Consider the following 13977-nt stretch of genomic DNA (forward strand, 5'->3'; position numbering starts at 1 on the left):
GCGTCGTCACACCGCCTGCCGTCCGGCCGCCGGGTCGAGGCCCGCCCTCCGCACCGGCGTCCAGCAGCCGCGCGCCAGCATGACCTCGCGCAGCGTGTCGGCGCGGTCGCCGATGAGGCCGTCGACGCCCGCGTCCAGCAGGGCGTGCATCGCCGTGGCGTCCTCGACACCCCAGACCACCGGCCGCAGATCCCACGCGCGCGAGCGCCGCACCACCCACGCCGGCCCGCGGCGGCGCACCAGGGCCCACGGCAGGTGCACGAAGGTCGGTGCGTGGGACGTCGGGCGCCAGGGTGCACCGGCGAGCAGGCGGGCCGTCGACGCCCAGCCGAGCGCCGTGCGCACGTCCGCCCCGAGCTGCGCGCGGGCCACGTCCAGCCACCGGTCCCACGTCCCGGCCAGGCACACCCGCGGAGCCGCACCGGTGGAGCGCAGCGTCGCGAGGAGGGCGGGGAGGGTCGCCGGGTCCTTGACGTCGACGGCCCACCGCACGTGCGGCCAGGTCGTCAGGAGGTCGTCGAGCCGGGCCACGCGCCCGCCGCCCGGCAGCTCCAGCGTGCGCAGGTCGGCCCAGGTGAGGTCGGCCAGCGTGCCCGGGACGCCGGCCACGCGGTCGAGCGTCCGGTCGTGGAACGCGACGACCACCCCGTCCCGCGTCGTGCGGGCGTCGGTCTCCAGCCACCGGTGCCCGAGCGCGACGGACGCGGCGGCGGCGTCCGCCGTGTTCTCGGTCGCCATGCCCGCCCCGGCGCGGTGCGGCACGACGAACGGCCCGTCCGCGTCGTCGTAGCGCGCGGTCACCGCGACCCCGCCACGGCCACGGGCGCGCCGTGCAGCGCGAGCATGTCGCGGACCGTCGCGTGCCACCCGAGCCGCTCGGCGCGGGCGCGGGCCGCCTGCCGCGCCGTCGGGCCCCGGCCCACCAGGTCCAGCACGTGCGCGGCGAACTGGTGGGGACCGGCCGCCGACGCGCCCAGCGCGGCGACCGCGGAGCCCCGGGCGGCCACGACGGGCGTCCCGCACGCCAACGACTCCAGCGCTGCGAGGCCGAACGTCTCCAGCGGCCCGGGTGCGAGCGTGACGTCGGCGTCGGCGAGCGTCCGCGCGACGACGGCCCGGTCCTCGACGTGGCCCAGGAACGTCACCGGCAGGTCCCGTGCCGCGCGGGCCAGCCGGGACGCCTCGGGGCCGTCGCCGAGCACGACGAGCCGCGCGTCCACGCCGTCCGCCCGCAGCAGGCCGAGGGTCGCCAGGGCCGTGCCGGGCGACTTCTCCGGGGATAGCCGGCTGCACAGCGCGAGCACCACCGCGCCGTCGCCGGCGGCGCGCGTGCGCAGCGCCGGGTGGAAGGCGTCGAGGTCGACGCCCAGCGGCACCCGGGTGGTCGGCACCCCGATCCGGTCGAACTCCTGGGCGCCGTAGGGCGTGGTGACGACGACCCGGTCGAACACGCCGGACCAGCGGCGGTTCGTCGCGTCGGCCAGCGCGCGTGCGGCCGGCGCGGGGACGCGGCCCAGGCTGCGGGCGAGCCCGTCGAGCCGCTCGTGCGCGAACAGCACGCACGGGACCCCGCGGTCCCGGGCCCAGACCCCGACGTGCCGCAGCGTGAAGCGGTCGGAGACCTCGACGCGGTCGGGGGCGAGCCGGTCCAGCTCGCCGCGCACCGCCGCGGCGTCCAGCAGGACGCGGTAGCCGGCGGTGCCCGGCACGACGGGCCCGGGAAGACGCACGCGCGTGCCCCACGGCTCGTCGTCCGCACCGGCCGTACCGGCGGGCACGACGGCCGTGAAGCGGTGCCCGTGCCCGCGGTACCCCGCGCCGAGCGCGTGGACCATGGTCCGGACGCCTCCGGACGCGGGTGCGTACGCGTTGGTCAGGTGGACGACGTGCACGGCGCCCTCAGCCGACCTGCGCGGCGGCACGGTGCCCGGTCGCCGCCGCCGCGTAGTACGCGAGCAGCTGCTCGCCGACGACCTGCCACGTGCGGCCCTCGACCTGACGGCGCCCGGCCGCACCCATGGCCCGGCACTTCGCCGGGTCCCCGGTCAGGTCGACGACGGCGGCGCGCAGCGCCGCGAGGTCGCCCGGCGGGTACAGCCAGCCGGTGCGGCTCGGGTCGACCAGCTCGGCGACGGCACCTGCGCCGACCGCCACCAGCGGGACACCCGCCGCGAGCGCCTCCTGGGCCGACTGGCAGAACGTCTCGTGCGGTCCGGTCTGCACGGCGACGTCGAGGCTCGCCACCACGCGGGACAGCGCGTCACCCGTCACCTGGCCGAGGAACACGGCGCGCGGCAGGGCGCGCCGCAGGTCCGCGGCCTGCGGTCCGTCGCCGACCACGACCACGCGGACCCCGGGCACGTCCTGCAGCACGGCGAGGTCCTCGACCTGCTTCTCGGCGGCCAGCCGCCCCACGAACCCGACCAGCGCCTCGCCGCCCGGTGCCACGCGCCGGCGCCAGGCCTCGTCGCGGTGCCGCGGGTCGAAGCGCACGGTGTCGACACCACGCGGCCACACCGCCACGCGCGGGACGTCGTGCGCCGCCAGCGCACGGGCCGACGTCAGGGACGGTGCGAGCGTCAGGTCGACCTGCTCGTGGATCGCCCGCACGACGCGCCACGCGGCGTCCGTCGCCGCGCCGAGGCCGTAGCGGCCCGCGTAGCCGGCGACGTCCGTCTGGTAGACGGCCACCGTCGGCAGGTCGAGCGCCGCGGCGGCGCGGACCGTCGGGCGCCCGGTCGCGAAGGGGGACGCGAGGTGCACCACGTCGGGCCCGAACGCCGCCAGCTCCCGCGTGACCGTGCGCGTCGAGGGCACCGCGACCCGCACCTCCGCGTAGCCCGGCATCGGCACGGAGCGCAGCGGCACGACGCGCGCGCCGTGCACCCGGGACGGCGGGTCGCCGGGGGCGAGCACGAGCGCCTCGTGCCCCGCGGCCCGCAGCTGCTCGAGGGTCCGGAGCACCGAGTTGGTGACGCCGTTGACGTGGGGGAGGAACGACTCGGTGACGATCGCGACGCGCACGGCCGCAGCCCACCAGCGCCAGGGGACCGGTGGTCGACGCGCGGGCGTCGTGTCGGTGACCACCCGGCGGACATGCGGGCTCCAGGGAGCGGACGACGGGAATCGAACCCGCGTAGCCAGTTTGGAAGACTGGGGCTCTACCATTGAGCTACGTCCGCGCGCGCCCGGCTGTCGGTCCCGTTCGTCGGTGACGACGTCATCGGTGACGACCCGGCGGCGCAGCAAGGGTACCGGGTCACCGGACGTGCGGCTGCCTTGGCGGGCGGTCCCGCTCGTGGCGTAGCATCGAGGGTCGCGCGTACGCGCCGTCGGGTGCTCGCACGTCGCCCCACCGTGGCTGGACCACGGGGAGGTCACGACGTCGCCCGGGCCGCAGCGTGCAGCGCCTCCCAGAGCGTGCAGACCGAAGCGAGCCACCTCGTCGGAACCTCCGGCGCCCGGCCATGACCAAGTGGAGACCATCGAAGTGAAGAGCGCCGTCGAGACCCTGGACCCGACCAAGGTCAAGCTGTCCGTCGAGGTGACGTACGACGAGCTCAAGCCGAGCATCGAACACGCCTACCAGCACATCGCGGAGCAGGTGACGGTGCCGGGCTTCCGCAAGGGCAAGGTGCCGCCGCGCATCATCGACCAGCGCGTGGGGCGGCCCGCGGTCATCGAGCACGCCGTGAACGAGGGCCTGTCCTCCTTCTACGCCGAGGCCGTGCGCGAGAACAAGCTGCGGCCCATGGGCCAGCCCGAGGTCGAGGTCACGCAGGTCCCGGGCCTGGTCCCCGCCGCCGCGGGCGAGGAGGGCGAGCTGCACTTCACCGCCGAGGTCGAGGTGCGTCCCGAGATCACGCTCCCGGACCTCGACGGCCTGAGCGTCACGGTCGACGACGTGGAGGTCGCGGACGAGGACGTCGACGCGCGCCTCGACGCGCTGCGCGAGCGCTTCGGCTCCCTCGTCGGTGTCGACCGCCCCGCGGCAGCCGGCGACTTCGTCGTCATCGACCTCGTCGCGACGATCGGCGACGAGCAGGTCGACCAGGTCTCCGGCACCAGCTACCAGATCGGCTCGGGCAACATGCTCGAGGGCCTGGACGAGGCGCTGACCGGCCTGTCCTCGGGCGAGACCACGACGTTCGAGACCGTGCTCGTCGGCGGCGACCGCAAGGGCGAGACGGCCGAGGTTTCCGTCACGGCGACCGCGGTCAAGGAGCGCCAGCTGCCCGAGGTGGACGACGAGTTCGCGCAGCTCGCGAGCGAGTTCGACACGATCGACGAGCTCAAGGCCGACCTGCGCGAGCAGGCGGGGCGCATCAAGGCGTCGAACCAGGCCGTGCAGGCGCGCGACCTCCTCGTCGAGAAGCTCACCACCGAGACCGAGATCCCCGTCCCGGCCGGCGTCGTCGAGGCCGAGGTCGTCCGCCACCTGGAGTCCGAGGGGCGCCTCGAGGACGACGAGCACCGCGCCGAGGTGACGGAGCAGGCGCAGACCGCGCTGCGCAACCAGATCCTGCTCGACACGCTGGCCGAGAAGCTCGACATCAAGGTCAGCCAGAGCGAGCTCCTCGACTACCTCGTCAGCGCGTCGCGCCAGTACGGCATGGACCCGAACACGTTCATCACGACGCTGGACCAGCAGGGTCAGATCCCCGCGATGGTGGCCGAGGTCGCGCGCTCCAAGGCCCTCGCGGTCTCGCTGCGCAAGGTCTCCGTCGTCGACGGCTCGGGTGCGGCCGTCGACCTGTCGGAGTTCATCGGCACGGACGAGGAGGACGCCGAGCTGGAGCAGGCCGAGGCCGAGCCCACGCAGCCCACCGACGCGGCGACCGACTTCTCCTCCGTCGCCTTCGGCGAGGACAGCGCCGACGAGAAGGCCTGACGCGCCACCCCACCGGGTGCACGCCGAGACGGCCCCGTCACGCCCCTGCGGGCGCGGCGGGGCCGTCGTCGTCCCCGGGGCGGCCGACCGGGCGTCGCCGCTGCGCCGTCAGCGAAACGGCGCGTCGGCAGGACATGGCGGGGCGCGCGCGGGCGTTAGGGTCGCTGCAACGCGCGACCGGCCGCAGCCCCGGACGACGAGGTGTGCAGCAGCGCGCAGGTAGGACGCAGCCAGACGAGGGAGCCTTCGTGAACGAGCAGGTGCCGGCCCTGGCCCGGGCAGATTCTCCGGGCCTCGGCCTCAACGATTCCATCTACAACCGACTGCTCCGCGAGCGGATCATCTGGCTCGGCTCGGAGGTCCGTGACGAGAACGCCAACGCCATCTGCGCGCAGATGATGCTGCTGGCCGCGGAGGACCCCGACAAGGACATCTGGCTGTACATCAACTCGCCGGGCGGGTCGATCACGGCCGGCATGGCGATCTACGACACGATGCAGTACATCAAGCCGGACGTCGCGACGATCGCGATGGGCATGGCGGCCTCGATGGGCCAGTTCCTGCTCTCGTCGGGCACCAAGGGCAAGCGGTACGCCACGCCCCACGCCCGGGTGATGATGCACCAGCCGTCGGGCGGCATCGGGGGCACCGCCACCGACGTGCGCATCAACGCCCAGCTCATCCTGCACATGAAGCGGGTGCTCGCCGAGCTGATCGCCGAGCAGACGGGCAAGAGCGTCGACCAGATCCACGCCGACTCGGACCGCGACCGCTGGTTCACGGCGCCCGAGGCCCTGGAGTACGGCTTCATCGACCACGTCGTCTCCAGCTCCAACTCCGTCGCCGGTGGCGGCGGGACGCAGTCCTGACGGCCACCGCGAACGCATCAGCGAGGAGAACCTTCGTGAGCATGGAGTCCCAGTTCATCGCCCGGGCCGACCGGTTGGCCGGCGGCACGGCGCCCGCGTCCCCGAGCGGCCGCTACGTGCTGCCGCAGTTCGAGGAGCGCACCGCCTACGGCTTCAAGCGCCAGGACCCGTACACCAAGCTGTTCGAGGACCGCATCATCTTCCTCGGCGTGCAGGTGGACGACGCCTCGGCCGACGACGTCATGGCGCAGCTGCTCGTGCTGGAGTCCACGGACCCGGACCGCGACATCACGCTGTACATCAACTCGCCCGGTGGCTCGTTCACCGCGCTGACGGCGATCTACGACACGATGCAGTACATCAAGCCGCACATCCAGACCGTCTGCCTCGGGCAGGCGGCCTCGGCGGCGGCGATCCTGCTCGCGGCCGGCTCGCCCGGCAAGCGCCTGGCGCTGCCCAACGCGCGCGTGCTCATCCACCAGCCGGCGATGGAGGGCGGCGGCTACGCGCAGGCCTCCGACATCGAGATCCAGGCCAACGAGCTCATCCGGATCCGCGAGTGGCTCGAGGCGGCGCTGGCGCAGCACACGGGGCGGCCCATCGAGCAGGTGCGCCAGGACATCGAGCGCGACAAGATCCTCACCGCGGCCCAGGCCAAGGACTACGGGATCGTCGACCAGGTGCTCGAGAGCCGCAAGGGCGTTCACCCTGCGGTGGTGCAGCCCGCCTGACGCTGTGACCCCCGGTCCGCGCCCGACGCGCGCGGACCGGGGTCGCGCGGCGCGCGAGGTTGGGCCATCCGTGCGAATCGGGACGCATCGGGCGGCGCGTCGCACCCGACACGCCGCGACCCACCCGCAGGGTTCGGCTGACAGGTGGCCGTGCGTGGTGTGCAATGGGGGAACGTGACTCGCGGACCGCGAGGTCACGACGACGGCGCACCGCCATGACGGCGGAGGGCGACACGAAGGAAGGGGACGCACGTGGCGCGTATCGGAGACGGTGCGGACCTTCTCAAGTGCTCGTTCTGCGGCAAGTCCCAGAAGCAGGTGAAGAAGCTCATCGCGGGGCCCGGGGTGTACATCTGCGACGAGTGCATCGACCTGTGCAACGAGATCATCGAGGAAGAGCTCGCCGAGGCCACCGAGGTCGGCATGGTCGAGCTGCCCAAGCCGAAGGAGATCTTCGAGTTCCTCGAGCAGTACATCGTCGGGCAGGAGCCCGCCAAGCGGTCGCTGGCCGTCGCGGTGTACAACCACTACAAGCGCATCCAGGCCGGTGAGGGCGCCCGTGCGACCGCCGGCGAGGAGGCCGTCGAGATCGCCAAGTCGAACATCCTGCTGATCGGCCCCACGGGCTGCGGCAAGACGTACCTGGCGCAGACGCTGGCCAAGATGCTCAACGTCCCGTTCGCCATCGCGGACGCCACGGCCCTCACCGAGGCGGGCTACGTCGGCGAGGACGTCGAGAACATCCTCCTCAAGCTCATCCAGGCCGCCGACTACGACGTCAAGAAGGCCGAGACGGGCATCATCTACATCGACGAGATCGACAAGATCGCCCGCAAGAGCGAGAACCCGTCGATCACGCGCGACGTCTCGGGAGAGGGCGTCCAGCAGGCGCTCCTGAAGATCCTCGAGGGCACGACCGCGTCGGTGCCCCCGCAGGGCGGGCGCAAGCACCCGCACCAGGAGTTCATCCAGATCGACACGACCAACGTGCTGTTCATCGTCGCGGGGGCGTTCGCCGGTCTCGACGAGATCATCACCTCCCGCGCCGGTCGTCGCGGCATCGGGTTCGGCTCGCCGATCCACTCGGCCGACGACACCGACGTGTACGGCGAGGTCATGCCGGAGGACCTGCTGAAGTTCGGCCTCATCCCCGAGTTCATCGGCCGCGTGCCGATCATCACGACCGTCTCGCCGCTGGACCGCGTCGCCCTCGTGCGCATCCTCACCGAGCCGCGCAACGCGCTGGTCAAGCAGTACCAGCGCATGTTCCAGATCGACGGTGTGGAGCTGGAGTTCGAGGAGGACGCCGTCGGCGCTATCGCCGAGCAGGCGCTGCTGCGGGGCACGGGCGCACGTGGCCTGCGCGCGATCCTCGAGGAGGTCCTCCAGCAGGTGATGTTCGAGGTGCCGTCACGCGACGACGTGGCCCGGGTGGTCATCACCAAGGACGTCGTGCTCGACAACGTCAACCCCACGCTGGTCCCGCGGGACGTGTCCCGCGACAAGCGGACCCCGCGCGAGAAGAGCGCGTGACCGCACCCGGGGGCGTCGTCCCGGCCGAGCTGGCGCGGCTGCGGGGCAGCATCGACAACATCGACGCCGCCCTCGTCCACATCCTCGCCGAGCGGTTCAAGGCGACGCAGCGCGTGGGCGTGCTCAAGGCCGAGATCGGGCTGCCCGCGTCGGACCCCGGCCGGGAGGCCCAGCAGGTCGCACGGTTGCGCCGGTTGGCGCAGGAGGCCGACCTCGACCCGGTCTTCGCCGAGAAGTTCCTGGAGTTCATCGTCGCCGAGGTGATCCGGCACCACGAGGCGATCGCGCAGGACCACGCGCAGCGCGTCTGACCCGGCGCGCCCGCGCCCCACCTCACCCCCTGCACCCGTTGGCGGACGCCCTCGACGTGACCGAAGGTAGAGGGGTCAGCCGCGGTGGGGGCACCGGTAGCGCCGTCGCCGAGGACGTGCACCCGCCCGAGGAGTCGACCCCTATGCACCTGCACTGGCTCAAGCCGCTGCTCGGCCGCCCGGCCCCGTTCGTCACCGTGCACCTCGACGCCTCGCCCGCGGAGGTGGCCGGGGAGTCCGGCCCCGTGGACCGGTGGCGGTCCGTGCGCCGGGGCCTGGAGCGCGACGGCGCACCGGCGGCCCTGCTCGACGAGATCGGCGAGCGCGTCGCGTCCCCCGACGGGCGGCGCGACGCCCACGGCCGCGTGGTGGTCGCGGACGCGCACGGCGTGGTCCTGGACCGGGTGCTGCGTGCCGCACCCGCGGCGTCGCGCGGCAACTTCGGGCCCGTGCCGGCACTGGCTCCCGTGGTGCGGGCCAGCGAGGAGACCGTGTGCGTGCTCGTCGTGGCGGTGGACCGCACGGGTGCCGACCTGCGGTGGGTCGACGCGGACGACGGTGGCGACCGCGGGCCGGTGACGGAGACGGTCGACGGCGGGCACGACGACGTCCACAAGACCCGCGAGGCCGGGCTGGAGCGGCGGGGGCAGACCCGGGCCGAGGACTCCTGGCAGCGCAACGCCGAGGCCGTGGCCGCGGTCGTCGACAAGCGGGTGCGTGACAAGCGGCCCGGGCTGGTCGTCCTCACGGGCGACGTGCGCTCCGTCCCGCTGGTGCGTGACGCGCTCGGTCAGCACGTGCGTGAGCTCGCGGTGGAGGTGCCCGGGGGAGGCCGGGGGGACGGCATCCATGAGGAGGCCTTCGCCGAGCGGGTCGCCCAGGCGGTCGTCGACTTCCGCCGTCGACGGCGCGCGGAGCACCTGGACCGGTACCGCGAGGCCCGCGGGCGTGGCGAGGGGGCCGTGGCCGGGCTGGACGACGTCGTCGAGGTGCTGCGCCGCGGGCAGGTCGACGAGCTGCTGCTCTCGGTGAGCGCGGTGGCGGGGGCGCTCGCGGACGACCACCTGTGGGTGGGGCTGTCGCCGCTGCAGCTCGCGACGTCCCGCTCCGACCTGGCCGCGATCGGCGTGGTCGACGGCGAGACCCGCGAGCTGCCCGCGGACGTCGCGCTGCTGCGCGCCGTCGTCGGCCAGGACGCCGGCGTCACGTTCGTCGAGGACGGGGACGTCGAGGTCGTCGACGGCGTCGGCGCACTGCTGCGCTGGGCAGACGACTCCACGCCGAGCGAGTCGGTGCCCTCCCAGTCGGGCGACGCGGCGCGGCTGCGGACGGTCTGAGCGGTCGGCGGGGTCAGTCCCCGCTGCGCGTGTCGACGTACAGGCCGTCGACCTCGTGCGCGAAGTCCTGCAGGACCGCCGCCCGCTTCACCTTCATCGACGGTGTGAGGTAGCCGTTCGCCTCCGTGAAGTCGGTGGTGAGCACGGCGATCTTGCGGATCGACTCGGCGCGCGAGACCACCTCGTTGGCGCGGTCCACGGCACGGTCGAGCGCCTCGAGCACCTGCGGGTGCGCGGCGGCCGCGGCGACGTCCATGGCGGGTAGCCCGTGCATGGCGAGCCAGCCGGGCAGCATCTCGGCGTCCAGGGTGACCAGCGCGCCGATGAACGGACGCTGGTCGCCCACGACGACGACCTGGCTGACGACCGGGTGGCCGCGCAGCCGGTCCTCGAGGACCGCGGGGGCGACGTTCTTGCCGCCGGCGGTCACGATGATCTCCTTGCTGCGGCCCGTGATGCGCAGGTACCCGTCCTCGTCGAGCGTCCCGATGTCGCCGGTGCGCAGCCAGCCGTCGACCAGCGTCTGCGCGGTCTCCTCGGGCATGTGCCGGTAACCGCGGAAGACGTGCGGGCCGGCGACCCAGATGTGGCCCTCGTCGTCGACGCGCAGGGACGTGCCGGGCATCGGGGGGCCGACCGTGCCGATCTTGGTCAGGCCAGGGCGGTTCACGGCGGTGGCGGCGGACGTCTCGGTCAGGCCGTAGCCCTCGAGCACGTGGACCCCGATGCCGCGGTAGAAGTGCCCGAGGCGCTCGCCGAGCGGCGCCCCGCCGGAGACCGCGAACTCGGCCCGTCCGCCCAGCGCGGCGCGCAGCTTGCGGTGCACCAGGCGGTCGGCGACGCGGTGCTGGGCCCGGAGCGCGGCGCCCGGCCCGCCGGGTGTCTCCAGCGCGCGGGAGTAGGTGATGGCGACCTTGGCCGCCCAGCGGAAGATGCGCAGGGTCGTGCCCGACCCGGCCTTCTGCTCGGCCGAGTTGTAGACCTTCTCGAACACGCGCGGCACCGCGAGCAGGTAGGTGGGCCGGAACGACGCGAGGTCCGGCAGGAGGTTGCGGGTGTCGGGGGCGTGGCCCATCACAGCGCCGGACTCCACGCAGAGGACCTGGATGAAGCGTGCGAAGACGTGGGCCAGCGGCATGAAGAGCAGCGTGCGGGACGTCGGCTTCGAGACGACCTCGGCCAGACCGACCGCGCCGTTGCGGCACAGCTCGACGAAGTTGCCGTGCGTGAGCTCGACGCCCTTGGGTCGGCCCGTGGTGCCGGACGTGTAGATCACCGTGGCAAGGTCGTCGCCGCGCGCGAGCGTGCTGCGGCGGTCGATCTCGGAGTCCGGGACGTCGGCGCCGCGCGCCTCGAGCGTGCCGACGGCGTCGTCGTCGATGACCAGGACCTCGGTCAGCCCGGGCAGGTCGTCACGCACCTGCCCGACGACGGCGGCGTGCGCGGGCGTCTCGACGACGGCCAGCCGGACCCCGGAGTCGGACGCGATCCAGCGCACCTGCTCGGCCGACGAGGTCTCGTAGACCGGCACGCCGACCCCTCCCGCCGCCCAGACGGCGAAGTCGACGAGGGTCCACTCGTACCGGGTGCGGGACATGATCGCGACCCGGTCGCCCGGCTCGAGCCCGCTCGCCACCAGACCCTTGGCGATCGCACGGACCTGGGACACGAACGCCGCCACCGTGACGGGCTGCCACGCGCCCCCGGGCCCGTCCGGTCGCTCGGCGAACACGTCGTCGGGGTCGCGGGCGAGCCGGGCCGCGAGCATCGTGCAGATCGACGCCGCCGGGTCGGGCTCGACGAGGGCGGGGGAGGTCGTGTCGGGCACTGGTGCTCCTGGTCGTGGCTCGGTACGGGCCCTGCGGAGGTTCGGGCGTGACGTCAGTCCTGCGGGTGGCGGTGCGTCGGGTCGAGGACCCGCTGCAGGAAGGTGCGGGTGCGCTCCTCGAGCGGCGCCCCGATGACCTGGTCCGGGGGTCCGGACTCCACCACGACGCCGTCGTCCATGAAGACGACGCGGTCGGCGACCTCGCGTGCGAACGCCATCTCGTGGGTGACGACGAGCATCGTCATCCCGGCGTCGGCGAGGTCGCGCATGACGCCCAGGACGTCGCCGACGAGCTCGGGGTCGAGCGCGGAGGTCGGCTCGTCGAAGAGCATGAGCCGGGGGTCCATCGACAGCGCGCGGGCGATCGCGACCCGCTGCTGCTGGCCGCCGGACAGCTGGCCGGGCATCGCGGCAGCACGGTCGGCCAGCCCGACGCGCTCGAGATTGGCGGTCGCGACCCGCTCCGCCTCGGCCCGCGAGCGACGCAGGACGCCGCGCTGGGCGAGGGTGCAGTTCTCGAGCACGGTCAGGTGGGCGAAGAGGTTGAACTGCTGGAACACCATGCCGACGTGCGTACGGACGCGGTCGATGTCGACGTCGGCGTCCGTCACCTCGGCACCGAGCACCTCGATGCTGCCGGCCGTCGGCTCCTCGAGGAGGTTGACGCAGCGCAGGAGCGTGGACTTGCCGGACCCGGACGGTCCGATGACGCAGACGACCTCACCGGGCGCGACGGTGAGGTCGATCCCGCGCAGGACCTCGCGGTCCCCGAACGACTTGTGCAGGTCGTGGATCCGTACGACGGGCTGGGTGGTGGCGGGGGTCATGCGCGGCCTCCGGTGCGCCGCTCGAGCCGGCGGGCGACGATGCCGAGCGGGATGGTGATGACGAGGTAGCAGGCGCCGACGACGAACAGGCCGGTGAGCCCGCCGGAGGCCGTGGACAGCGCGTCCCGGCCGACCTTCGTCAGCTCGAAGAACGCGGGCGTCTGGCCGAGCACGAACAGCAGCGACGTGTCCTTCGTCAGCAGGAGCACCTCGTTGGTGAGCGGCGGCAGGACGGTGCGGAACGCCTGGGGCAGCACGACCTGCGCCATCGTGCGGGTGTGCGACATGCCCAGGGACCGTGCCGCCTCGACCTGGCCGCGGGGGACGGCCTGGATGCCGGCGCGGATGGTCTCGGAGATGTAGGCGGCGGACACGGCACCGAGCGCGATCGCGGCGATCGCCAGGATCGACGTCAGGGCGACGCCGAACGCGATGGGGACGGCGTACCCCACGGCGATGACGACGAGCAGGGCGGGGATGCCGCGGAAGAACTCGACGTAGCCGGTCGAGATCCACCGGTAGGGCGCCACCGACGACAGCCGCATGAGGGCCAGGACCGTCCCGAGGCTGAGCCCGACGGCGAACGCGGCGAGGGTGTACCGGACGGTGTTGTAGAACGCGCGGGGGAGCCGGTCGAGCATGTCGGCCGCCGCGGCGGGGTTGAAGATCGTCTCGCCGACGTTGCTCCAGTCGGCCGCGACCACGACGACGGCGACCACGACGAGGAGCACCACGTACTGGACGCCCCGCGACAGCCGCGCCCTGCGGCGCGGGCTCATCCGCGCCCGGCCGGCGGGTGCGGTCAGGTCGACGGTCATCAGTCCACGGGCTCGCCGGTACCGAAGTACTCGGCGACGAGCTCGTCGTACGTGCCGTCCTGCGTGATCCGCGCGAGCGTGGCGTTCGCCGCGTCGAGCAGGGCGGTGTTGCCGGTGCGGACGGCGAAGCCGTACTGCTCACCGGTCGGGACGACGAACGCGACCTCGAGCCCTCCGCCGGCGAACGGCTCGAGCACTGTGACGTCGTTGACGACGACGTCGACCTGGCCGTTGCGCAGGGCCTGGATCTGCAGACCGAGGTCCTCGAACTGGACGCCCTCGAGCCCCTGCTCCTCGACCCAGCCCGCTCCCGTGGTGGCCTGCTGGACCCCGATCGTGAGGCCCTCGAGGTCGGACTCGGCGGCGACCGGCGAGCCGCTCGCGACCAGGACGCCCTGGTCGGCGTCGAAGTACGCGTCGGTGAAGTCGACGTTCTCCTCGCGCTCCGGCGTGATGGTGATCGCCGAGGCGGCCATGTCGCACTGGCGCGCGTTGAGCGCCGCGCCGGACTCGATGGCGTCGAACCCGGTGTTGAGCGGGCGCAGCTCGACGCCGAGGTCCGCGGCGATCTCCCCGGTGAGCGCCATGTCGAGGCCGACGATCACCCCGTCCTCCTCGTACTCGAACGGCTCGTAGGGCGGGTTGGTGCACACGGTGAGCGAGCCGGCGCGCACGAGCGCGAGCTCGCCGTCCGCGCCCGCGTCGTCGCCGGAGCCGGAGCAGGCGGTGAGGGTGAGCAGGGTCGCGGCGGCGAGGGCGGCGACGGGCAGGGGGTGGCGCATGAGGGGTCCTTCCGAGCGGAGCTGTGCGCGCATAAGTATACGCGTCACAT

13 protein-coding genes and 1 tRNA gene are annotated in these 13977 nt (G+C 73.5%); 6 read left to right on the forward strand and 8 right to left on the reverse strand.

The genetic code is table 11. The features are described 5' to 3' along the window. Positions 1-6: 6 nt before the first annotated feature. The 4 genes from Cph01nite_RS00650 to Cph01nite_RS00665 form a co-directional block, all read right to left on the reverse strand. Entirely contained in the window at positions 7-801 is a 795-nt protein-coding gene (locus Cph01nite_RS00650; RefSeq protein WP_203670427.1) for a glycerophosphodiester phosphodiesterase family protein, read from the reverse strand. Further along, positions 798-1892 (reverse strand): glycosyltransferase, encoded by a 1095-nt coding sequence (locus tag Cph01nite_RS00655; protein ID WP_203670428.1) that lies wholly within the window; start codon positions 1890-1892, stop codon positions 798-800. Before Cph01nite_RS00655 ends, Cph01nite_RS00650 begins: the two co-directional genes overlap by 4 nt. Before the next feature lie 7 nt (positions 1893-1899). After that, positions 1900-3024, reverse strand: coding sequence for a glycosyltransferase family 4 protein (locus tag Cph01nite_RS00660; protein WP_203670429.1), 1125 nt, complete (start codon positions 3022-3024; stop codon positions 1900-1902). A gap of 87 nt (positions 3025-3111) precedes the next feature. Beyond that, positions 3112-3182, reverse strand: a tRNA-Gly gene (locus Cph01nite_RS00665). Between the two features lie 308 nt (positions 3183-3490). Here Cph01nite_RS00665 and tig point away from each other — a divergent pair. The 6 genes from tig to Cph01nite_RS00695 all read left to right on the forward strand — a co-directional run bounded on the left by tig (position 3491) and on the right by Cph01nite_RS00695 (position 9672). Further along, complete coding sequence (gene tig / locus Cph01nite_RS00670) at positions 3491-4891, forward strand: trigger factor (RefSeq protein WP_203670645.1); 1401 nt, start codon at positions 3491-3493, stop codon at positions 4889-4891. A 248-nt stretch (positions 4892-5139) separates the two neighbouring features. Then, positions 5140-5760: an ATP-dependent Clp protease proteolytic subunit gene (locus tag Cph01nite_RS00675; protein WP_203670430.1), complete on the forward strand. Its 621-nt coding sequence runs from the start codon at positions 5140-5142 to the stop codon at positions 5758-5760. A gap of 35 nt (positions 5761-5795) precedes the next feature. Continuing rightward, positions 5796-6491, forward strand: coding sequence for an ATP-dependent Clp protease proteolytic subunit (locus Cph01nite_RS00680; protein ID WP_239068936.1), 696 nt, complete (start codon positions 5796-5798; stop codon positions 6489-6491). 252 nt (positions 6492-6743) lie between these two features. Further along, a complete protein-coding gene (gene clpX, locus Cph01nite_RS00685; RefSeq protein WP_203670431.1) occupies positions 6744-8024 on the forward strand; it encodes an ATP-dependent Clp protease ATP-binding subunit ClpX in 1281 nt (426 codons plus the stop codon). After that, positions 8021-8335 (forward strand): chorismate mutase, encoded by a 315-nt coding sequence (locus Cph01nite_RS00690; protein ID WP_203670432.1) that lies wholly within the window; start codon positions 8021-8023, stop codon positions 8333-8335. Before clpX ends, Cph01nite_RS00690 begins: the two co-directional genes overlap by 4 nt. A gap of 143 nt (positions 8336-8478) precedes the next feature. Beyond that, positions 8479-9672, forward strand: a complete 1194-nt coding sequence (locus Cph01nite_RS00695; RefSeq protein ID WP_203670433.1) for a baeRF2 domain-containing protein — start codon at positions 8479-8481, stop codon at positions 9670-9672. Between the two features lie 13 nt (positions 9673-9685). Here the strand turns inward: Cph01nite_RS00695 and Cph01nite_RS00700 are convergent, their stop codons facing one another. From Cph01nite_RS00700 to Cph01nite_RS00715, 4 genes are read right to left on the reverse strand one after another with little or no spacing between them, the layout of a single operon-like run. Then, positions 9686-11500, reverse strand: a complete 1815-nt coding sequence (locus tag Cph01nite_RS00700; protein ID WP_203670434.1) for an AMP-dependent synthetase/ligase — start codon at positions 11498-11500, stop codon at positions 9686-9688. A 53-nt stretch (positions 11501-11553) separates the two neighbouring features. Next, positions 11554-12327 (reverse strand): amino acid ABC transporter ATP-binding protein, encoded by a 774-nt coding sequence (locus Cph01nite_RS00705; RefSeq protein WP_203670435.1) that lies wholly within the window; start codon positions 12325-12327, stop codon positions 11554-11556. Beyond that, positions 12324-13145, reverse strand: a complete 822-nt coding sequence (locus tag Cph01nite_RS00710) for an amino acid ABC transporter permease (protein ID WP_203670436.1) — start codon at positions 13143-13145, stop codon at positions 12324-12326. The genes Cph01nite_RS00705 and Cph01nite_RS00710 overlap by 4 nt, the downstream gene beginning before the upstream one ends. Further along, positions 13145-13927, reverse strand: coding sequence for a transporter substrate-binding domain-containing protein (locus Cph01nite_RS00715; protein ID WP_203670437.1), 783 nt, complete (start codon positions 13925-13927; stop codon positions 13145-13147). The genes Cph01nite_RS00710 and Cph01nite_RS00715 overlap by 1 nt, the downstream gene beginning before the upstream one ends. Positions 13928-13977: the final 50 nt, after the last annotated feature.

The organism is Cellulomonas phragmiteti (assembly GCF_016862775.1).
GTDB classification, from domain to species: domain Bacteria; phylum Actinomycetota; class Actinomycetes; order Actinomycetales; family Cellulomonadaceae; genus Cellulomonas; species Cellulomonas phragmiteti.

What these genes read in the sequence shown, in the direction of transcription:
- Cph01nite_RS00715 (WP_203670437.1), bottom strand. Translation starts at nt 13,927, where the DNA reads ATGCGCCACCCCCTGCCCGTCGCCGCCCTCGCCGCCGCGACCCTGCTC.
- Cph01nite_RS00710 (WP_203670436.1), bottom strand. Translation starts at nt 13,145, where the DNA reads ATGACCGTCGACCTGACCGCACCCGCCGGCCGGGCGCGGATGAGCCCG.
- Cph01nite_RS00695 (WP_203670433.1), top strand. Translation starts at nt 8,479, where the DNA reads ATGCACCTGCACTGGCTCAAGCCGCTGCTCGGCCGCCCGGCCCCGTTC.
- Cph01nite_RS00705 (WP_203670435.1), bottom strand. Translation starts at nt 12,327, where the DNA reads ATGACCCCCGCCACCACCCAGCCCGTCGTACGGATCCACGACCTGCAC.